Consider the following 20,507-nt stretch of genomic DNA (forward strand, 5'->3'; position numbering starts at 1 on the left):
CTCAGCTCACGGTTGCCTGCCCTTTCCAGGAATCCACCACAGTCTGCGTCAGGCCCGGAACGCAGGCTGCATCCTCCACCCGTGCAAACGGGCCGTTCTGCTCCCGGTATTCCAGAATGGCTCTGGCCCGGCTTTCTCCTACGCCCGGCAGGGTGCACAGCGCAGAAAGCCCGGCTGTGTTCAGATCCACCAGTATGTGCTGTTCCAGCCCTGCTGTATCCGGCAGCGGCTGGAACGCAGTGTCCTGCAGCGGCACGGCAAAATAAAACGCCAGCACTGCGCACAGGATCACTGCAGCCACCGAGAGACAAATAAAAACCGCCTCCCGTTTTTGGGACTCCGGCAGATGTGTTTCTTTCATTGTACCTGACTTTCCCCCAAAAAGAAAGGCTTCTGCGAAAGAATATGCAGAAGCCTTGCACAAATTTTACGCTAAATTTTCAGCATCCCGTACCATACGGTACAGCACTTCCACCGCAGAACCTGCCGCAGCATCGGTCAGGGTGACCTTTTGCGCAGCAAGACGCAGCTCTGGCGGAGCATCTGCCGCCGCCACGCTCTGGCTGGCATTGCGCACCAGCTCCAGCATGGACATGCCGCCCGCCAGCACCAGAACATCCTCCGGATTGATGCCCACCGGCATGCACACAGCATCCAGCATTTCGTGGCCGGAAACGGTTCTGGGCGTCAGGATCAGGGTATCTGTTGCGGCACGCTCGCCCAGCAGCACCGCTGTACGATCCCCCAGCGATTTTTCCAGCAGCGAGATCATGGGCACGGCCTTGCTGTCCTGATACAGCAGCACCCGCAGCACTTCTTCCCCCTTGATATCCGCTGCATTTGCCAGCAGATAGGGGGTCCATTCCTGCCGCAGATGGCGTTCCAGCGCCTCACTCATGCGCAACACCCGGGTGGTGCCATCGGTCATCTGCAAAGCGACGCCCACGCCTGCCGCGTCCGGCAGGCGGGTAAACAAATCGGCGTCCTGCCCGGCAAAGCTGCACAGCGTCCGGCTGGTGCCATCGGCAAAATGGTAGGCCATCGCGCCGCCGCACACCAGCGCAGGGGCATTGAGCCGCACACTGCCCAGAATGGAACGCACTGCCCGGGGCGTGCGCTGCGAGAACACCGTAAAACGGCCGCCGCGGCGGACGAACAGCTGCAGCACGTCCCGCACAACCTGAGTCAGGTTTCCATCCGCTCCCAGCAGCAGGTGATCCAGATCACACAATACAAGCCTTTGGTCCAGCTGGTTCATAGGGTTCCCCTCCTGAGCGTTGCAAGAAAATGAGTGAAGTATTCCGGCAGCTCCGAATCAAAGCGCAGCTGTTCGCCGGTAATGGGGTGGATAAACCCCAGTGTTTTTGCGTGCAGGCACTGCCCGTGCAGGCTGGTGATGCAGTTGTGCGGGCCGTAGACCGGGTCGCCTGCCACCGGGTGCTGGATGGACGCCATGTGCACTCGGATCTGATGGGTGCGGCCGGTCTTCAGGCGGCATTCCAGCATGGTGAAGTTGTTCAGCCGTTCCAGCACCTGATAACCGGTGTAGGCATATTTGGTGTGGGGCTCGCTGGCCGGGTAGACTGCCATTTTTTTGCGGTCGGTTTTGCTGCGGCCAAGATTGGACTCCACAAAGCCTTCATCTTGTGCAAAGCCGCCGTACACGATGGTGCGATACGCGCGCTCCACACTGTGCACCGCCATCTGCTGGGAAAGGCCGATGTGGGTTGCATCGTCCTTTGCCACCACCAGCAGGCCGCTGGTGTCCTTATCGATGCGGTGCACGATGCCAGGGCGATCTTCACCGCCGATGCCGGACAGGCTTCCCTTGCAGTGCCACAGCAGCGCATTCACCAGCGTGCCGTCCGGGTTACCGGGAGCCGGGTGCACCACCATGCCCTTGGGCTTGTTGACCACCAGCAGATGCTCGTCCTCATAGACGATCTCCAGCGGGATATCCTGCGGCACGGCCTCGATGGGCTTGGCGTCCGGGATCTCCAGCAGAATGGTGTCGCCTGCCTTGAGCTTCAGGCTCTTGGCCACCTGCCTGCCGTTGCACAGCACATGGCCATCCGCCACGAGGGCCTGCAGGGCAGAACGGGAAAGGCCGGTATCCTCGCCGCTGAGAAAGCGGTCAATGCGCTGGCCTGCCGTTTCCTGCTCCACCACAAATTCACGCTGCTCCATGGCTCACTGCTCCTTTGCGCCGCCGTGCAGCTCTTCCAGAAAGATCTCCAGCACCCAGAGACCCACACCCACGCACACGCAGATATCCGCAAAATTGAACACCGCAAACTGCATGAACAGCAGATTGATATAGTCCACCACCACGCCGTTAAGCACACGGTCGATCAGGTTGCCGATACCGCCGGCAAGGATCAGCAGCAGTGCGGCCTGCTGCAGGTATCTGCCGCGGCTGCGGAAGAACAGCCCGTAGGCCACAAGGATCAGCGCTATGCTGGTAGCGATGATGAGGAACAGCTGCTTGCCGCTGAGCAGGCTGAACGCCATGCCCGGGTTGAGCACGAACTGCAGCTCCACCACATGGGGGATCAGCGGCATGGCTCCCACCGGCTGCAGCACATTTGTGGCCCACAGCTTGATGGCCTGATCGATGCCAATGAGTGCCGCAGCCGCGAGCAGATTAAAAACAACATATGCCATAGGATACTCCCAAAATCATTCAGTATAAAAAACGGCGCTCCCCGGTATAAGGGAGCGCCGCCCTTTAAAACATTGTTTTATGCGGAACGCTTAGGCTTCCACAACGCTGGCGCAGCGTGCGCACAGGGTGGGATGTGCGGCATGGCTGCCGATGGAAGAAGAATACTTCCAGCAGCGCTCGCACTTTTCGCCGGTGGCATGTGCAGCAGCAACGCCCAGACCTTCAACAGCGCTTGCAGCGCCGCCTTCGCCCTTGACCAACTCTACCTGAGAGACGATCATCAGGTCGGCCAGCTCGTCCATGGGGATGCTGTTCAGCAGATCATACACCGCGTCATTGCAGTACAGAGTGACGGCAGCCTCCAGAGAAGCACCGATGACCTTTTCGGCACGGGCCTGCTCCAGAACCTTCTTCACCTCGTCACGGACGGCGATCAGCTGAGCCCACTTTGCCTTGAAGGCCTCATCGGCGGCATACTGGCCAGCCTTGGGCATCTCCTCAAAGACAACGTACTTGTTCATGCCCTCGGTCTTGGGCATGAAGTCCCAGATCTCCTGGCTGGTGAAGCACAGGATGGGCGCAATGATCTTGTCCAGAGCCACAAGGATCTTATACATGGTGGTCTGAGCAGCCTTGCGGCCTGCGCCGTTGGTGCAGTACAGGCGGTCCTTGGTCACATCCAGATAGAAGTTGGACATTGCAACAACGCAGAAGTTGTACACTGCATGATAGACCTTGTTGAAGTCGTACACAGCGTAGCCTGCGCTGGTGTTGACCATCAGGTCATCCAGAGCAGCCAGTGCCCAGCGGTCGATCTCCTGCAGCTGATCGTCAGCCACGCAATCGGTGTTGGGATCAAAGCCGTCCAGATTGCCCAGAATGAAGCGGGCGGTGTTGCGAATCTTGCGGTAAGCCTCGCTCAGCTGCTTGAAGATGTTCTTGCCGGCACGCACATCCACGGTGTAGTCGGAAGAAGCCACCCACAGGCGGATGATGTCAGCGCCGTAGTCCTTGATGATCTCGCTGGGCTCCACGCCGTTGCCGGCGCTCTTGTGCATCTGCTTGCCCTGCTCGTCCACGACCCAGCCGTGGCACAGAACAGACTTATAGGGTGCGCAGCCCTTGCTTGCAACGCTGGTCAGCAGGCTGGACTGGAACCAGCCGCGGAACTGGTCGCCGCCCTCCATATACATATCGGCGGGGAAACGCAGTTCCGGACGCTCCTCCAGCACAGCGGCGTGGGTGGAGCCGGAGTCAAACCAGACGTCCATGATGTCGGTGTCCTTGGTCCACTCGGAAGCACCGCACTTTTCGCACACTTCGCCTGCAGGGATGATCTGCTCGGCTTCGTACTTATACCATGCATCAGAACCTTCCTTGCGGAACAGGTCGCTGACAGCCTTGATGGTGGCATCGGTGATGTGGTAGGTGCCGCACTTCTTGCAGTAGAATGCGGGGATGGGCACGCCCCAGGTGCGCTGGCGGCTGATGCACCAGTCGTTGCGGTCGCGCACCATGCCCTTCATGCGGTCATGGCCCCAGTCCGGCATCCAGGTAACAGTGTCGATGGCCTTGTAGACGTCCTCGCGGAACTTTGCGATGGAGCAGAACCACTGTTCCGTTGCACGGAAGATGATGGGGTGATGGCAGCGCCAGCAGTGCGGGTACTGATGCTTGATGTGCACCTGACCCATGACAGCGCCGGACTCGGTCAGGTCGGCCAGAATGGTCTTGTTGGCAGCCCACACGCGCTGACCCGCATACTTGCCGGCCAGCTCGGTCAGATAGCCGCCATCGTCCACGGGAACGGTGATGGGAACCTGCGGATACTTCTGGCAGACGTTGAAGTCGTCCACGCCGTGGCCGCCTGCGGTATGGACGCAGCCGGAACCGCTTTCCAGCGTGACGTGATCGCCCAGAATGACCCAGCCTTCCTTGGGCAGGTAGACGTGATTGTAGCGCATCAGCTCGAACTCGGTACCGGGGACCGGCTCGCCCACGATCTCGTAGTTCTCGATGTGGCAGGCGTCCATGACGCTCTTGACCAGCTCGGTGGCCATGATGTGGAACTCATCGCCGATCTTGACGAAGGAGTACTCGAACTGGCCGTTCAGGCAGATTGCCTCGTTGGCGGGCAGAGTCCAAGTGGTGGTGGTCCAGATGACGAAGTAGGTCTTGTCCATCGGGATGCCGTGCTTTGCCAGCACACCGTTGGGGTCCTGAGAGACGTGGAAACGCACGAAGATGGAATCGCAGTCGTCCTCGCCGTACTCGATCTCAGCCTCTGCCAGAGCCGTGCGGCAGTCCGGGCACCAGTACACAGGCTTCAGGCCCTTGTAAATGTAGCCCTTCTTGGCCATCTCGCCAAAGATCTCGATCTGGCGTGCCTCAAACTCAGGCTTCAGGGTCAGATACGGATGCTCGAAATCGCCGATAACGCCCAGACGCTTGAACTGGTCGCTCATGATGTCGATGTGCTCGGTAGCAAACTTTTCGCAGATCTGGCGCAGTTCCAGCTTGGAAATATCCTTCTTCTTATCACCGACGGAGGACAGAGCCTTCAGCTCGATGGGCAGGCCGTGGGTATCAAAGCCGGGCACATAGGGAGCCTGGAAGCCCTCCATGTTCTTGTCGCGGATAATGATATCCTTGATGATCTTGTTCAGAGCAGTACCCATATGGATATTGCCGTTTGCGTACGGAGGGCCGTCGTGCAGGATGAACTGCGGCTTGCCCTCGTTGTGCTTCATGAGCTGATTGTACAGGTCGTTGTCGTCCCAATCCTTGAGCATGACCGGCTCCTTCTTGGGCAGGCCGGCACGCATTTCAAACAGGGTCTTGGGCAGGTTCAGAGTACTATCGTACTGTGATTTGTTCTTAGCCAATGGTTTACACTCTCCTCTATATTTCCTTATGGGGTCGCCTTACTCGCTGAACTTGACGCCCTGAAAAGCATCGTAGTCCGGCTCGTCCGGCTTAAAATCAGCAGGAGGCGCGGACAGAGGGTCCAGCTTGAGCTGGCTTTCGTCCTTTGCCCAGAAATCCTCGCTGCTGTCAGCCGCCTTGCTGTCATCTTCAGCAGAGACGGCAGATTCTGCATCTTCTTCTGCAGCCGGAGCAGGCTCTGCCTCAGGCTGCACATCTGCGGCCTGCAGCTGAGCGGCAGCCGCAGGTTCGGCTTCGTCGGCTGCAGGCTCTGCGTCGGCAGCTTCCTGTGCGGGCGTTTCCTTCTGGAACTCCGGCAGGCGGCTCAGCGACTCCACATGGCTGCGGTACAGATTGAGCACATCGGACTTGAAGCGGGTCACTTCCAGACGCACACGGTCATACTCGCGCTCTTCTGCAAGGCGCTTCTCGTTTGCCTCGTTCTCGATCTCATCTGCACGGTCGTTGGCCTTCTGCAGCAGTTCGTTGGCATCGCGGATGATATCATCACCGCGCAGATTTGCACGATGGATGATCTCTTCCGCCTTCTGGTTTGCTTCACGGATGACATTCTCACCCATGCGCTGCGCGTTGATCAATGCACTCTTGAGCATTTCACCGTCTGCCTCAAAGCTCTTCAGCTCCTCGTGCAGCTTCTGGTTTTCAGCAGTCAGATCCGCAATCTGCTTGCGAAGCTGTTCCGCCTGTGCATCGTCCTCCTGCAGCTGTTCTTCCACCTTGTCCAGAAAACGATCCACGTCCTCTGTGCGGTAGCCGCGGAGGTTTTTTTCAAATTGCACAGAACGGACATCCTGCGGAGTCAGCATAGTCATTTCCTCCCGTTGCTTTTAATATTGAAAAAATTCGATGATCGACCGGTCTTTTTTGCTTTTTCCGGGCAGTGCCGTCAGGCCAAAGCGGCCCTTGCCCCGCACGGTAAAAACATCACCCTCATACACCGGCGCATGGGGTTTTTCGGCAGGCAGATGGTTGATCTCCACCCTGCCGGCTGCGATCAGCTCACACGCCTGCCCCCGGCTGCACCGCAGCATGGCCGCAAGCACAGCGTCCAGCCGCAGAGACGACACGGTAGCGCTGCGCAGCTCGCGCCGGGCCTGCGGGAAGGACGGTATCTCGTCCGGTTCCAGCAGCTCAGTGGTCAGCTCGGTGTGCCCGGCCTGAAACAGCTCCCGGCAGATGAGCTGTGCTGCCGGTTCCAGCGCAAACACATACGCTGTGCCCGGCTGATCCTCCGGCAGAACGATGTCTCCCAGCGCTTCGCGCTTCAGCTCCAGACCCATCAGGCTGCCCAGATAGTCCTTGTGCGCGGGCAGCGCGGCCCCGGGCAGAGCCCGGCATTGCAGCCGCACGCAGCGGATGGGGTTTTCCCCATAGCTGTACTCGGGCTCCAGACAGAGATCCGGCGTTCCGCCTGCGGCCAGCCGCCCTCAAAGCGGAAGCCTTCCTCTATGTCCGCACGCCCCAGCGCTGCACGGGCAAGATCCTGCTCACGGTCGCTCAGAAAACCGGAGTACCGTGCGATCTCCCGGGAAAAGGCCGTGCGGGCCAGATCCTCGATATGCCGCATGAGATAGCGTTCTTCATCCGTGCGTGCGGGAATGAACCCGCGCACGGCTTTGGGCTGCGGATCAATAGAACGCGCCATTGTTCTCCAGCTCGTCCAGCAGATCGCCCATGATGTCTACATTATACGGTGTGATGATAAAGGTGCTGTTGGCCACCCGCTTGATCTGGCCGTTGTTGGCATAAGCAACACCGGACAAAAAGTCCACCAGACGGCGGGAGACTTCCTTGTTGGTAGACTCCAGATTGAGCACGACCGTGCGCTTGTTGTTCAGGTGGTCGGCAATGGTGCTTGCATCCTCAAAGCGCTCCGGCTTTACCAGCACCACCTTGAGCTGAGTGGTGGCATTGATGTTGACCACCTTGCCGTTCTTCTTGGTGCCCTCGGTATGTTCCTCAGCTTCGTCGTCCGCACCGAGACCGACGCCGTTGTTATTGTTCACCATCTGGGGACCATCGTCGATGTACTGGTCCTCATAATCGTCTTCCTGGTCAAACAGACCCTTCTTGATGCTGTCAAGAAAAGACATACAATCTGCTCCTTTCATTCCGGCAGCTTGGTGCTGCCTGGCGTTCTCTGCAAAAGAATGCAAAGAATAGCTTTATCTATTATCGGATTTTTTGCCTCAGATGTCAATAACTACAAAAGCTTTCCGTCATACAAATTTTGTCCGGAGACGATTATTTCGTCATAAAGCCTCACCTTGCTGACCGAACCCTCGGTCCCTTCGGGCAAAACAAGGATGTAATCGCCGTCTGTGATCAGCGGATGGTCTGCATCCACCGGGTCGATCCGGCAGAAGCGCGCGATGTTGCCAAGCTTGACGTAAACGCCGGGAACATAGTTCTCGCCCTGTGTCTCGGCCTCGGTCCCGTCCTCCTTCAGATAGTGCACCGCTGCTGCAGGCACCCGCAGGCCGCTGTGCTCCCCTACCGAGAATCCGTGCGGCAGCCCGGTTCAGGCACAGCACATCCCCGTTGATGGAGTTGCAGGTGAGCACAAAGCGTGCAAGGCCGCTGTCCGCATCCATGCTCACTTCGGCAACGGTCGCCTTCAGGCCGTTTTCCATCCGTCCCGGAAAGCTCATCTCCACCGCAGAGCGCAGCGGCTTGCCGTCCTGACCCAGCAGCTTTTCTCCCTGCTTTGCGCTGCACACGCCCACATAGCGCCATGTAAAACCGGCTACGATCTTACCGGCACAGCCATCCAGTGCGATCACCGGGTCGGAATCCAGATAGCCCTGCAGCTCCTGTGCACTCAGTGCAAGGATGTCGTCCGCGCCGGCATTGAGCCTGCCGCTGCCGGAAGCCCGTACAAAGTAACCGGTCTGCGGCGCAGCGATCTGGGTGGGACTGCCCAGCTGGGCCTGCACGCTCTGGGCCTGCTGGACCAGAGCCGTGATCTGATCGGTAAAGTTTGCAGCATCACCGGTGACGACCCAGAGCTTGTTCTGTGCAAGCTGATAGGCATTGGAATCATCATCCACTGCCTCGTAGTCGCCGTCATCCAGTGTATCCAGCAGATCATACAGTGCGCCAGCGCGTTCTTTTAAAAGGCTGTCCAGCTGCAGGGCTGCCGTGTTCTGGGATCTCTGCAGCAGATCGATCTGGTCATTCAGCTGGGTCAGCTGCTGGCGCAGCGTGGCCTGCGATGCATTGTTGTAGATCTCTGCCACCGCAGTGCCTGCGGAAACGCGCTCACCGTCCGCCGCAAGATATCCAAGGTTTCCGCTGCCTGCCACATAGCTTTCGTCAAACAGCAGCACGCCGTCTGCATCCACGGTATCCGAAATGACCGCAGGCAGTGCCGTTTCATAGACATTCTGCGGGAACAGGACGTGCATGGCCTGATAGAGCACATACCCTGCAGCCAGCAGCAGAAATGCGATCAGCACCCCTGCCAGCGTGGCAAATCCATGGGATGCACGGCCCTCCTTCCGGGTCTCGTCCGGCATATCGATCACCCCTTCGATAAAAATTCACTCACTTGATGGATGGCAGTCTCTGCCGCATCCGGTGCACCGGCATCCAGCCAGACCACACCGTCCATATGGCGGAACCATGTCAGCTGGCGCTTGGCATAGTTGCGGGACGCCTGCTTGAGTTTATCTGTACAGGCTTCCAGCGGAGCCGTACCTTCAAAATATGGGAAGAATTCCTTATAACCAATGGCCTGCGCCGCCGTGCGGAAGCGTTCGCGGCTGCGCCAGACGTACTCTGCCTCTGCCAGAAGGCCCGCTTCCAGCATCTTGTCCACCCGCAGATCGATGCGGCGGTAAAGGGCCGCACGGTCCGGGAAATCCAGTCCCAGGATCAGGCTGCGGTAGGGCCGTTCCTGCGGAAGGGAGTCTGCCTTCTGTTCGCTGAGACGCTTGCCCGTAGCGCGGTAATGTTCCAGTGCGCGCAGCACGCGCACCTGATTGTTCGGGTGGATGGCCGCTGCGGCCTCCGGGTCGGCCCGGCGCAGCTCTTCATACATGGCCGCGCCGCCTTTTTCGGCAAGCTCCGCCGCCAGTTGCTCCCGCAGGCCGGCAGGCGTTTTTTCCTCGGCAAAGCGCACCCCGTACAAAAAGCTCTGGACATACAGGCCCGTGCCACCCACGAGAATGGGCAGATTTCCCCGTGCCGAGATTTCCTGTTCCAGCGCTGCGGCCATAGCCGTAAAATCCGCCACACTGAAAGTTTTGTCCGGCGGCAGGATGTCCACGCCGTGGTGCGGGATGCCGCAGGTCTCCTCCGGCGTCACCTTTGCGGTACCGACGTCCAGCCCCTGATAGATCTGCATGGAATCGCAGCTGATGACCTCGCCGGAAAAATGCCTTGCCAGCGCCACGCCGAGAGCGGTTTTGCCTGTGGCAGTGGGGCCCACAACGGCTACGACCGGATGTTTATACGATGCGTCCAAACTGCTTTTCCAGCTCCTTTCGGGTCAATTTCAGTACGCAGGGGCGTCCGTGCGGGCAGAAGGGCGGCACCTCGCCGGAAAGGATCTTTTCGGCCAGCGCCAGCAGCTCCTGCGGCGAGGACTTATCCCCCGCTTTGATGGCTGCACGGCAGGAGATGGAATGCAGCACCCACTCGGTGTGCTCATTCAGCGCATCATGGCCGCCCTTGAGCAGCTTATTTGCGATCTCCACCAGCAGACTTTCCGCATTCTGCGGCTCCACATCTGCAGGCACTGCCCGCAGCACGACCGTGTTCCCGCCAAAATCTGCAATTTCCAGTCCTGCATTTTCCAGCAGCGGAATGTTGTCCAGCAGCGCCTGCTTTTCCTCTGCCGACAGATCGATGGCAGCAGGCTCCAGCAGCAGCTGACCGGGCACATTGCCATAGCTGGCCGCCAGCTTCTCATAGAGCTGGCGTTCATGGGCAGCATGCTTATCGATCAGGCACAGCTCGTCTCCGCGCTCTGCAAGGATGTAGGTCTTAAACACCTCACCCACATAGTGCAGAGGCTCCGGCTGACCTGCTGTCGGGTCAAAGTTCAGCTGCTCCGGCTCTGCTGCTTCCGCTGGCAGTTCTTCTGCCGGACATGCAGCAACGGCACACTTTTTCTCTGCCGGTCCATCCGGGCTCTCCGGCGCGGAAGGCGCCGACTTGTTTTCCTGTACCGCAGGCACTGCATCCCATGCCGCCATGTGATCCTGCGCCGCATGGATTTTTGCATCCTCTTGTCCCGCCAGTTCCGGCTCTACGTCCAGCTGTGCCTCGCTGGCCGCAGCACGGAAAGGTTCTGCCGTCCGGGGGCTTTCTGTTTCCGGACTGTGCAGCGTCACGAAGGGGTCCAGCATGGGAGCATTCTGCGTGCCGCTCTGCCAGCGGGGCACAGCGGTCGGCGCGGCTTTCCCTTCCGGCTCCGGCCGCAGAGCGGGCCGTTCCTCCGTTTTTGCCGGTTCCCGGCGCTGCTGCGGCAGGGTGCCCGGGTCCGCCTGCCCGGGAATGATGGCAGAAAGTCCTGTAAAGTTGTTTTTCTTTACATCGTTTTCAATCTTTTTATCGGTCGTTTTTTCATTTTCGGCCTTTTCATCTGCATCAAAGGTGAAAAGCCGTTCGCCGGTGCCGGGCTGAGCCAGTGCCAGCTTGACAGCGTGGTAGACCACATCAAAAATATCATTTTCCCGGGCAAAACGCACTTCCACCTTTGCCGGATGGACGTTGACATCCACAAGGTCTGCCGGCATTTCCAGCAGAAGAATGCCGCCCGGGAACTTGCCCTGCATCATGGTGCCCTTGAAGGCCATCTCCATGCCAGCCATCATGGTGCGGTTGCGCACATAGCGACCGTTGATGTAAAAATGCTGCATGCTCCGGCTGGCGCGGCAGCTTTTGGGCGGGGTCATCAGGCCGGTGATGCGGTACACACCCTCCTGATTTTTCAGCTCAATGAGGCCCCGGCTGAACTCCCGGCCCAGAACCGCATAGGCCGCGCTGCGCAGCTGACCGTCGCCGGGGGTGACATACTGCAGCTTGCCCTCCCGGATGAATTTGACACTGACCTCCGGGTGGCTGAGGGCCACATGGGCGATCGTATCCGCCACAAAGGTGCCCTCGGAAGAGTCCTTTTTGAGGAACTTCATGCGGGCGGGGGTGTTGTAGAACAGGTCCCTCACCCGGATGGTAGTGCCCACCGCACGGGCACCCGGCTCCCGGGAGATCTCTTCCCCGCCCTCGATGCGGTAGACGGTGGCAAACTCGTCTGCCTCGGTGCGGGTGGTCAGCTCCACCCGCGCCACGCTGGCAATGGATGCCAGTGCTTCGCCGCGGAAGCCCAGCGTGTGAATGCTGTTCAGGTCATCCGGCTTTTCGATCTTGCTGGTGGCGTGGCGGATAAACGCCGTGGAAATGTATTCCGCCTCAATGCCGGTGCCGTTGTCGCTGATCTCGATCAGCTTGACGCCGCCGGATTCAATGCTGACCGTCACCTGCGCAGCTCCGGCATCGATGGAGTTTTCCAGCAGCTCCTTGACCACTGACGCAGGCCGCTCGACCACCTCGCCAGCGGCAATCAGCTCGGCGGTGTGCTTATCCAGAACATGGATCACTGCCATGGTGTTCCCTCCTTATGGTTTTTTCGGGCAGGCTATCAGCTGTTCAGGCTGCCCTTCAGGGTCTTTTTCAGCTCGTAGAGGAAGTTCAGTGCTTCAATGGGGGTCAGCGTTTCCACATCCAGTGCTTCCAGCTTCTCCATCATCTCACTGGGAACAGCCGGAGAGTTGTACTCCTGCAATGCATCAAAATCCATCTGCTCCACCTTGTTTTTGGGAGCAGCAGCTTCCAGCGCACGCAGCACCTCGTGGGCGCGGCGGGTCACGCTGCCGGGCAGACCTGCCAGCTTTGCCACCTCAATGCCGTAGCTGTCATCCGCGGGGCCGCGCACGATGCGGCGCAGGAAGGTGATGTCCTCGCCGCGTTTTTTCACTGCAATATTGTAGTTTTTTACGCCGTCCACGCTGCCTTCCAGCTCGGTCAGCTCGTGGTAGTGGGTGGCAAACAGGGTCTTGCAGCCAAGCCCCTTGGCCGGGTCCGAAATATGCTCCACCACCGCACGGGCGATGCTCATGCCGTCAAAGGTAGAGGTGCCGCGGCCGATCTCGTCCAGCACCACAAGGCTTCTGGAGGTGGCATTTTTCAGGATCTCTGCCACCTCGGTCATCTCCACCATAAAGGTGGACTGACCGGCAGACAGGTCGTCCGATGCACCGATGCGGGTGAAGATGGCATCCACCACGCCCACGTGGCAGCTGGATGCCGGCACGAAGGAGCCGATCTGCGCCATCAGAGCGATCAGTGCATTCTGACGCATATACGTGGATTTACCCGCCATGTTGGGGCCGGTGATGATCAGGCAGCGGTCGGTGGTGCAGTTGAGGGTGGTGTCGTTGGGCACAAACAGGCTGCCCTTGAGCATCTGCTCTACCACAGGGTGACGGCCCTCCGTGATGGTCAGCTCGTCACTGTCGTCCACAACGGGGCGGCAATAGTTGTTTTCTGCCGCTGCCTGCGCCAGCGCAGTGAGAACATCCAGCTCTGCAACCGCGTTTGCCGTGCGCTGGATGCGGTCCAGCTGAGCGCTGATGCTTTCCAGTAATTCACTGAACAAACGGTGTTCCAGCGTGATCAGCCGCTCGTGCGCACCTAAGATCTTGCTTTCCAGCTCCTTGAGCTCCTGCGTGATGTAGCGCTCGCCGCTGGTCAGAGTCTGCTTGCGGATGTAGGTCTCCGGCACCTGCGCCTTGTAGGAATTGCTGACCTCGATATAGTAGCCAAACACATGGTTATAGCCGATCTTCAGCTTGGGGATGCCGGTTTCCTGCCGCAGACGGGCTTCCAGCTGCGCCAGAACGCCCTTGGTGTTGTCGCGGATGGAGCGCAGCTCGTCCACCTCGGCATGGTAGCCTTTGGCAATGACACCGCCATCCTTGAGGGTGGAAGGTGCTTCCGGGTCCACCGCCGCATAGATGCGGGCCTTGATGTCCTCCAACGGGTCGATCTGTGCTGCCAGCTCGGAAAGCTCCGGGCAGCTGCAGGCTTCAGCCTGCCTGCGCAGGCCGGGCAGACGGTCGCAGGTCTGGGCCAGCGTATAGATCTCCTTGGGTGTGGCAGAGCCATAGACCGTCCGGGTCATCAGGCGTTCCATGTCCGCAATGTAGTGCAGCTCTTCCACAAGATCGCCCCGGGCCATGGTCTGCTTTACCAGACTTTCCACAGCGTTCAGGCGGTGGTTGATGAGTGCGCTGGAAACAAGCGGCTGTTCGATCCAGCTGCGCAGCATACGCTTGCCCATGGAGGTACTGGTCTTATCCAGCACCCAGAGCAGTGTCCCCCGCTTTTCGCGGCCGCGCAGGGTTTCGGTCAGTTCCAGATTGGCGCGTGTCACCGGCGAGAGCCGCATGAACTGCGCCTTGTTGTAGCTGATGACCGTTTTCAGACGTTCTACGCCCTTGATCTGGGTATCGTGGAGGTATTCCAGAAGCGCTGCCATGGCAAAGCGCACAAGGCCGTCGGCGGCAATGCCGGTGGTCTGCGTCCAGTCGCGGCCAAACTGATTTTCCAGCGATGCCGCCACAAGGCCCGGCGCATAGCGTTCCTCCTCGATCAGCTCCACCGAACAGGTCATGTTCTTTTTGATGTACGCCGTCACCTCGCGGCAGTCCAGAAGGCCCGGATTCATCAGAACTTCGCTGGGATGATAACGGCACAGCTCGGTGATCACAGCCGGTGCCGTTTTATCCGCGTTCAGCTCGGTGATATGCGCCGTGCCGGTGGAGACATCTGCAAAGCACAAACCGGCTTTTTTCCCCTTGAGGAAGATGCTGGCAATGTAGTTATTGCGGTCGTCCTGCAGCATGCTGCTCTCAATGACCGTGCCGGGCGTGACTACACGGATGATGTCCCGCTTGACAAGGCCCTTGGCTTTGGCCGGGTCTTCCACCTGCTCACAGATGGCCACCTTGTAACCCTTGGCGATCAGCCGGGCCACATAGCCTTCGTAGCTGTGGAAGGGCACACCGCACATGGGCGCACGCTCGGCCTGACCGCACTGCTTGCCGGTCAGAGTCAGGTCCAGCTCTTTGGATGCCGTGAGGGCATCATCGTAGAACATCTCGTAAAAGTCACCGATGCGGTAAAAGAGAATTTCGTCTTTATGCTGTTTTTTGATCTCAAGATATTGCTGCATCATGGGCGACAGCTCTGCCATGTTATTTCCCTCTCCCGTTCTGTGCATAGTTTGCGGCTTGTAACCGCTGCGGCAAACAAAACGCGGTCTGTTTTGCACAGCCGCGTTCTGTCGAAGTTTTTGGCTCGAAAGTCGTTTTCATCCCGCATTCCTCGTCAGCCTGCCAAAAATCAGGCTGCGGCTGTTTTGCCGGAAAGAAGCACCGGCACACCGGTGTTCATGCGTCATGCGTTATGAAATGAACTTCTCAGTGGCAGCCGCCGCAGGTGGAACAGCTGCCGGTGCAGGAAGCAGAAGGCTCCTGTACCGTCATGGGGTCGCCGCCATTCATGGCAGTGTTGATGATGGCATCAATATAGTTCACAAGGTTCTCGCAGTCGCGCTTGGCCTCGTTGTAAGCCACCATGCCTTCGTTGCCCATGATCTGGCCGTACAGGCTGTTCACCTTCTCGTTCAGCTCGGCGATGCGGGCATCGTTGCGCTCGCTCTTGCCGATCTCGTTGTTCAGATCCATGCGGGCGAGGTTGAACTCGCCGATCATGTTCTGCAGCTCTTCGTCCTTATCGTTTGCCTTGCGGGTCTGATCCAGAACGAGGTAGCGGCTATCGGTCTGCAGCGCAACGGCTGCGCGCTTGAAAAGATCAATGCAATCCATTTGAATGGTCTCCTTCTTATTTATACGTTCAGGGGCACTGCCCCGGAATCACTCAGGCAAGCTCACCCAGCAGCACAGTCGCCCGTGCGCCCGTGAGATGTACGTTGGCATAGCTGCCCATCAGGGAAGCGTCTGCGGCAAATTCTACGGTCAGGTTGTTATCCAGCCGGCCGGAAAGGCTTCCCTCACTGCGTCCGAAGCCCTCCACCAGCACCTTCACGGTCTGGCCCACCTGCGCCTTGACCAGCGCCATGGCGATCTCGTCCTGCAGCTTGAGCAGGCGGGTCATGCGGTCGGTCTTTTCCTTGCGGGGGGTGGGATCGGGCATTTCGGCAGCCTTGGTGCCGGTGCGCTTGGAATAGATAAAGGTGAACAGCTGCATATAGCCCACCTTCTGCACCAGCTCCAGCGTCTTGACAAAATCCTCCTCGGTCTCGCCGGGGAAGCCAACGATGATGTCACTGGAAAAGGTGATGCCGGGCACCGTTTTGCGGGCATATTCGATGAGCTCAAGATACTGCTCCACGGTGTAGTGGCGGTTCATCTTCTTCAGCAGTTCATCCGAGCCGCACTGCACCGGCAGGTGCAGGTGCTTGCACAGCTTCGGCTGGGCGGCAATGGTGTCGATCAGCTTGTGGCTGGCATCCTTGGGGTGGCTGGTCATAAAGCGGATGTGGTAATCGCCGGGCACCGTGCACAGCAGGTTGAGCAGATCCGAAAAGTCCACCTTTTCTTCCAGACCCTTGCCGTAGCTGTTGACGTTCTGTCCCAGCAACGTGATCTCCTTATAGCCTGCCTCCACAAGACCGCGGAACTCGGCAAGGATATCGCCGGGCTTGCGGCTCTTTTCGCGGCCGCGCACATAGGGCACGATGCAGTAGGTGCAGAAGTTGTCGCAGCCGTACATGATGGGCAGCCATGCGCGGAACTCGCTCTCACGCCGGATGGGGATATTCTCCACGATGACCGGGCGCTGGGCGGGCTCCATCAGCACACGCTTATGCTTCTGCAGCTTCTGGGCAATGAGCTGCGGCAGGGTGTCGATGCCATCCACGCCAAACACAAGGTCTACATAGGGGTAACTCTTACGCAGCTTTTCCACCACATGCTTCTGATTCGCCATGCAGCCGCACAGGCCGATGATGAGGTCATGCTTTTTTTCCTTGAGTCCCTTCAGGGCACCTACGTTGCCGAACACACGCTGCTCGGCATGCTCACGCACGGCGCAGGTGTTGAAGAGGATCAGGTCGGCGTCCTCGGGCTTATCGCACAGGCCATAGCCGATGTCCATCAGCACGCCCTTGATCCGCTCGCCGTCGTTCACGTTCTGCTGACAGCCATAGCTGTGCACAAAGGCCAGCGGCGGCGTATCATAGGCCTGCTTTACCAACTCAGCGGCGATGTTATTATGTTCAAAACTAATGTATTCCAATCAAACCATCCTTCTCCGCCGGGAAGCTTCTCCCCGCACGGCGAAACTCTTTTTTCTGCCTTTGCAGAAAGCTCTCTTTAGTATACGCTCTTTGCGCGTTTCGGGCAAGGGGTAGTGCGCAATTTTCCCAAAGGTCACTGCATATTTTCCTGCATCTGTGCCTCACAGCAGGCTTCGCACACGCCAATGAGCACCACAGCGCAGTCCTGCACGCAGCCCTTCTGGTTCCTGACCAGCTTCATCACCTGTTCTTCGTCCACCTCGGCGTCGGTCACGCTGCCGCATACCGTGCAGTACAGGTGGCTGTGCCAGGGCAGCGTGTGGTCAAAGCGGTCTGCCTTGCCCGGGATGGAGACCCGGCGCACCCGGCCCGCATCCACAAGACTGTTCAGGTTGCGGTACACGGTGCCAAGGCTCAGGCCCGGGCACTCCTTGACCGCAGCATCATAAATCTCCTCGGCGGTGGGGTGGTCGCACAGGGCCTGTACGGTCTGCATGACCAGCTCGCGCTGTTTGGAATATCGCATAACTTCTCCTTTGCTTTCTCCTCATACAAAAAGTCTTGTTCAGACGTTCTCTTCGCCCTTGATCTTTGCCCAGTAGGCCCGGGCAGCCTGCTCATTTTTGTTGTCGCCAAAGGTGTAGTATTTCACGTCTTTGATCGCATCCGGCAGGTATTGCTGTGCCACCCAGTGATGGTCGTAGTCGTGGGCGTATTTGTAATTCTGGCCCTTCACCAGTGCATCCTCACCATCATAGTGTTTGTTCTGCAGCTGGCGCGGATCGGCCCGGTGCGGCCCGCCTGCACATCCGCAATGGCTGCATTGATGGCATCGTGAGCACTGTTGGATTTGGGACTGGTGGCCACCAGAACAACGGCGTCTGCCAGCGGAAGCCGCGCCTCCGGCAGGCCCACCATATTGGCGGCATCCACCGCTGCCTTCACGATGGGGATGATCTGCGGGTAGGCAAGGCCCACATCCTCACAGGCGCACACCATCAGACGGCGGCAGGCCGAGGGCAGATCGCCTGCTTCCAGCAGACGGGCCAGATAGTGCAGCGCTGCATCCGGGTCAGAGCCGCGCATAGACTTCTGGTAGGCTGACACGATATCATAGTGGTCGTCGCCCTCCCGGTCATAGCGCATGGCTGTGCGGCGGGTGACCTGCCGGATCATTTCCAGTGTGATGTGCTTTTTTCCGTCCTCGATGGGTGCCGCCGTTACCGCAAAATCCAGACAGCCCAGTGCCTTGCGCAGATCGCCGCCTGCGCTCTCTGCAAGGTAGGCACAGGCATCCTCGTCCATATCAAGCTCCGGTTCCCCGTCTCCCGAGAGCTTCTTCACCGCATTGTGCAGACCGCGCTCCACATCCGCTGCAGACAGGGCCTTGAACTCGAACACCGTGCATCGGGACAGCAGCGCATTATAAATGTAGAAGTACGGATTTTCGGTGGTGGATGCAATCAGCGTCACCGAGCCGTCCTCAATGCATTCCAGCAGGCTCTGCTGCTGCTTTTTGTTCAGATACTGGATCTCGTCCAGATACAGCAGGATGCCGCCCGCTCCCGCCAGCGTACCGATGTCCTTGAGCACCGCCTTGATGTCCCCTGTGCCGCAGGATGTGCCGTTCAGCTTGTGCAGCGTCATACCGCTGTTTTCTGCAATGATGCGGGCCACGGTGGTCTTGCCCGTGCCGGATGGGCCATAGAAGATCATATTGGGGATACGTCCGCTTTCGATGGTACGGCGGAACACCCTGTCCGGTGCCAGCAGATGCTGCTGGCCGCAGACGTCTGCCAGAGTTTTGGGCCGCAGGCGCTGCGCCAATGGTTCGTTCATCGTGTTCCCTCCTCCCATACCGGGCAAAGAACCCGGTATTTTTCTATAGTATATCGCATTTATGCGGCGAGAGCAATACTTTATCTGAAAATCATTCTCAGATAATCCCCGGCTGCAGTTTACAAAAAATGCAAAACATGGTATTATCATCTTAGCTTTTTGTCAAAGGAGGTGGAACAATGTCTGTTCGCCAAAAAGTGCCGGAGGATCTTACCGCCAGGAAGGCTCTGGCATTGGAGGTCATTGACCGTCTGAAAAAAGAGTATCCGGATGCCGGATGCACCTTGGACTACGCCCATGCATGGCAGCTGCTTGTCAGTGTCCGGCTGGCCGCGCAGTGTACGGATGCCCGCGTGAATATCGTGGTCGAGGACCTGTTCGCCAAGTACCCCAGTGTAGCCGCACTGGCTGCCGCAGAACCGGAAGACATCGAAGCCATTGTGAAACCCTGCGGCCTTGGGCACTCCAAAGCGCGGGATATCTCTGCCTGTATGCGGATGCTGCGGGACAAATACGATTGTCAGGTTCCCGCCACTTTTGAAGAACTGCTGGCTCTGCCCGGCGTGGGCCGCAAGAGCGCAAACCTCATCATGGGCGATGTGTTTGGCAAGCCAGCCATCGTGACAGATACCCACTGCATCCGGCTGTGCAACAGGATCGGCCTTGTGGACGGCATCAAGGAGCCGCAGAAAGTAGAAATGGCCCTGTGGAAGATCATCCCGCCCGAGGAAGGCAGCGATCTGTGCCATCGTTTTGTGATGCATGGCCGGGCTGTGTGCAATGCGCGCAAACCGGAATGCGAACACTGTTGTTTGAAGGCCATCTGCCGCTATGCGCAGGAGCAATTCGGTGCACAGACGGCAGGATCATAAATTTCAGGAGGTATTGATATGTTAGGTTTCATCTTCAGTCTGCTGGTCGGTGCACTGGCCGGTTACATTGCGGGCCGCATCATGGGCAGCGAAACTTCCACCCTGCGCAACATTGTGCTGGGCATTCTGGGCGGCTTTGTGGGCAGCATCCTGTTCGGTCTGGTCGGCCTGAGTGCTACCGGCATCGTGGGCGAGATCCTCGTGTCCGTTGTGGGTGCCTGCGTCTGCATCTGGATCGGCCGCAAGCTGTTCAAGTAATTTTTCACTTTATGCCATGACTGCTCTTTGAGTTTTTCTCGAAGGGCAGTTTTATTTTATCAAATGCATCTTTCGCGCCATTGCAGGCGCAAAAATCCGGCCTTGACAGCATTCCGGAAGTATGATAAAATATTTTCCGTTATCAGGCCTGTGTGCTACTGTGGCTCAGCTGGTAGAGCAGCTCACTCGTAATGAGCAGGTCGCCTGTTCGAATCAGGTCAGTAGCTCCAAAAGTCCTACGGATTTGCGTTGAAAATCGCAATGTCCGTAGGATTTTTTGTTTATATTTTGGTGTTTTCAAAAAAAAAACACACAGCGCAAAACCCAGCGCTGCCCGCAAAATGGTGCAAAGAAAAAGCACGCCAATACAAACGTATCAGCGTGCTTTTTCTCTTATGCGGGTAGTGGGGGTCGAACCCACACGCCTTGCGGCACAGGAACCTAAATCCTGCGCGTCTGCCAATTCCACCATACCCGCAAATGTGTATTTGTGTAGCTTTAAAGAAACTGCTCTAATATAGTATCAGTTCCATGCACAAAAGTCAATCACTGCACTGATATTTTCACCCGCTCCCGCGCATACTATCGCCGGACAGTC

18 protein-coding genes, 2 tRNA genes and 1 pseudogene are annotated in these 20,507 nt (G+C 58.4%); 3 read left to right on the plus strand and 18 right to left on the minus strand.

The window, feature by feature from the left end; translation table 11 throughout:
- Window position 1: 1 nt before the first annotated feature.
- The 17 genes and pseudogenes from ACKXF7_RS12505 to ACKXF7_RS12585 form a co-directional block, all read right to left on the minus strand.
- Complete coding sequence (locus ACKXF7_RS12505; RefSeq protein ID WP_423741473.1) at window positions 2-361, minus strand: ComEA family DNA-binding protein; 360 nt, start codon at window positions 359-361, stop codon at window positions 2-4.
- A 66-nt stretch (window positions 362-427) separates the two neighbouring features.
- Window positions 428-1,258 (minus strand): HAD hydrolase family protein, encoded by an 831-nt coding sequence (locus ACKXF7_RS12510; protein ID WP_423741474.1) that lies wholly within the window; start codon window positions 1,256-1,258, stop codon window positions 428-430.
- On the minus strand, window positions 1,255-2,187 hold the full coding sequence (locus tag ACKXF7_RS12515) for an RluA family pseudouridine synthase (protein WP_423741475.1): 933 nt from the start codon (window positions 2,185-2,187) through the stop codon (window positions 1,255-1,257). Before ACKXF7_RS12515 ends, ACKXF7_RS12510 begins: the two co-directional genes overlap by 4 nt.
- Window positions 2,188-2,190: 3 nt before the next feature.
- Window positions 2,191-2,664, minus strand: coding sequence for a signal peptidase II (gene lspA / locus ACKXF7_RS12520; protein ID WP_423741476.1), 474 nt, complete (start codon window positions 2,662-2,664; stop codon window positions 2,191-2,193).
- Window positions 2,665-2,754: 90 nt separating this feature from the next.
- Window positions 2,755-5,550 (minus strand): isoleucine--tRNA ligase, encoded by a 2,796-nt coding sequence (ileS, locus tag ACKXF7_RS12525; protein WP_097775650.1) that lies wholly within the window; start codon window positions 5,548-5,550, stop codon window positions 2,755-2,757.
- 39 nt (window positions 5,551-5,589) lie between these two features.
- Complete coding sequence (locus tag ACKXF7_RS12530) at window positions 5,590-6,423, minus strand: DivIVA domain-containing protein (protein ID WP_423741477.1); 834 nt, start codon at window positions 6,421-6,423, stop codon at window positions 5,590-5,592.
- Window positions 6,424-6,438: 15 nt separating this feature from the next.
- Complete coding sequence (locus ACKXF7_RS12535) at window positions 6,439-6,960, minus strand: S4 domain-containing protein (protein WP_423741478.1); 522 nt, start codon at window positions 6,958-6,960, stop codon at window positions 6,439-6,441.
- Window positions 6,891-7,256, minus strand: coding sequence for a hypothetical protein (locus ACKXF7_RS12540; RefSeq protein WP_423741479.1), 366 nt, complete (start codon window positions 7,254-7,256; stop codon window positions 6,891-6,893). The genes ACKXF7_RS12535 and ACKXF7_RS12540 overlap by 70 nt, the downstream gene beginning before the upstream one ends.
- Window positions 7,240-7,704, minus strand: a complete 465-nt coding sequence (locus tag ACKXF7_RS12545; RefSeq protein ID WP_418266213.1) for a cell division protein SepF — start codon at window positions 7,702-7,704, stop codon at window positions 7,240-7,242. The genes ACKXF7_RS12540 and ACKXF7_RS12545 overlap by 17 nt, the downstream gene beginning before the upstream one ends.
- 159 nt (window positions 7,705-7,863) lie before the next feature.
- Window positions 7,864-9,129 carry an HlyD family efflux transporter periplasmic adaptor subunit gene (locus tag ACKXF7_RS12550; protein WP_423741480.1) on the minus strand — a complete coding sequence of 422 codons (1,266 nt, stop codon included), beginning with the start codon at window positions 9,127-9,129 and terminating at the stop codon, window positions 7,864-7,866.
- Window positions 9,130-9,134: 5 nt separating this feature from the next.
- Window positions 9,135-10,079 carry a tRNA (adenosine(37)-N6)-dimethylallyltransferase MiaA gene (gene miaA, locus ACKXF7_RS12555; RefSeq protein WP_423741481.1) on the minus strand — a complete coding sequence of 315 codons (945 nt, stop codon included), beginning with the start codon at window positions 10,077-10,079 and terminating at the stop codon, window positions 9,135-9,137.
- Window positions 10,063-12,222, minus strand: a complete 2,160-nt coding sequence (gene mutL, locus ACKXF7_RS12560; protein WP_423741482.1) for a DNA mismatch repair endonuclease MutL — start codon at window positions 12,220-12,222, stop codon at window positions 10,063-10,065. The genes miaA and mutL overlap by 17 nt, the downstream gene beginning before the upstream one ends.
- Before the next feature lie 35 nt (window positions 12,223-12,257).
- A complete protein-coding gene (gene mutS, locus ACKXF7_RS12565; protein ID WP_418266217.1) occupies window positions 12,258-14,873 on the minus strand; it encodes a DNA mismatch repair protein MutS in 2,616 nt (871 codons plus the stop codon).
- 226 nt (window positions 14,874-15,099) lie between these two features.
- Window positions 15,100-15,507 (minus strand): YlbF family regulator, encoded by a 408-nt coding sequence (locus ACKXF7_RS12570; RefSeq protein WP_423741483.1) that lies wholly within the window; start codon window positions 15,505-15,507, stop codon window positions 15,100-15,102.
- A 52-nt stretch (window positions 15,508-15,559) separates the two neighbouring features.
- Entirely contained in the window at window positions 15,560-16,939 is a 1,380-nt protein-coding gene (miaB, locus tag ACKXF7_RS12575; RefSeq protein ID WP_423741484.1) for a tRNA (N6-isopentenyl adenosine(37)-C2)-methylthiotransferase MiaB, read from the minus strand.
- Between the two features lie 134 nt (window positions 16,940-17,073).
- On the minus strand, window positions 17,074-17,466 hold the full coding sequence (locus ACKXF7_RS12580; protein ID WP_249238654.1) for a Fur family transcriptional regulator: 393 nt from the start codon (window positions 17,464-17,466) through the stop codon (window positions 17,074-17,076).
- Window positions 17,467-17,505: 39 nt separating this feature from the next.
- Window positions 17,506-18,779, minus strand: a pseudogene (locus ACKXF7_RS12585) (replication-associated recombination protein A).
- A 179-nt stretch (window positions 18,780-18,958) separates the two neighbouring features.
- On the opposite strand from ACKXF7_RS12585, the gene ACKXF7_RS12590 reads away from it, so the two are divergent.
- The 3 genes from ACKXF7_RS12590 to ACKXF7_RS12600 all read left to right on the plus strand — a co-directional run bounded on the left by ACKXF7_RS12590 (window position 18,959) and on the right by ACKXF7_RS12600 (window position 20,139).
- Window positions 18,959-19,651: an endonuclease III domain-containing protein gene (locus ACKXF7_RS12590; protein WP_423741485.1), complete on the plus strand. Its 693-nt coding sequence runs from the start codon at window positions 18,959-18,961 to the stop codon at window positions 19,649-19,651.
- An 18-nt stretch (window positions 19,652-19,669) separates the two neighbouring features.
- The gene (locus ACKXF7_RS12595; RefSeq protein WP_423741486.1) at window positions 19,670-19,909 is read left to right on the plus strand and encodes a GlsB/YeaQ/YmgE family stress response membrane protein; all 240 of its coding nucleotides are present in this window, start codon (window positions 19,670-19,672) and stop codon (window positions 19,907-19,909) included.
- 154 nt (window positions 19,910-20,063) lie between these two features.
- Window positions 20,064-20,139: transfer RNA gene (locus tag ACKXF7_RS12600), tRNA-Thr, on the plus strand.
- Between the two features lie 166 nt (window positions 20,140-20,305).
- On the opposite strand, the gene ACKXF7_RS12605 is transcribed toward ACKXF7_RS12600, so the two are convergent.
- Window positions 20,306-20,387: transfer RNA gene (locus ACKXF7_RS12605), tRNA-Leu, on the minus strand.
- Between the last annotated feature and the right edge of the window lie 120 nt (window positions 20,388-20,507).

This window comes from Faecalibacterium sp. 7 (assembly GCF_049562865.1).
Taxonomy (GTDB): domain Bacteria; phylum Bacillota; class Clostridia; order Oscillospirales; family Ruminococcaceae; genus Faecalibacterium; species Faecalibacterium wellingii.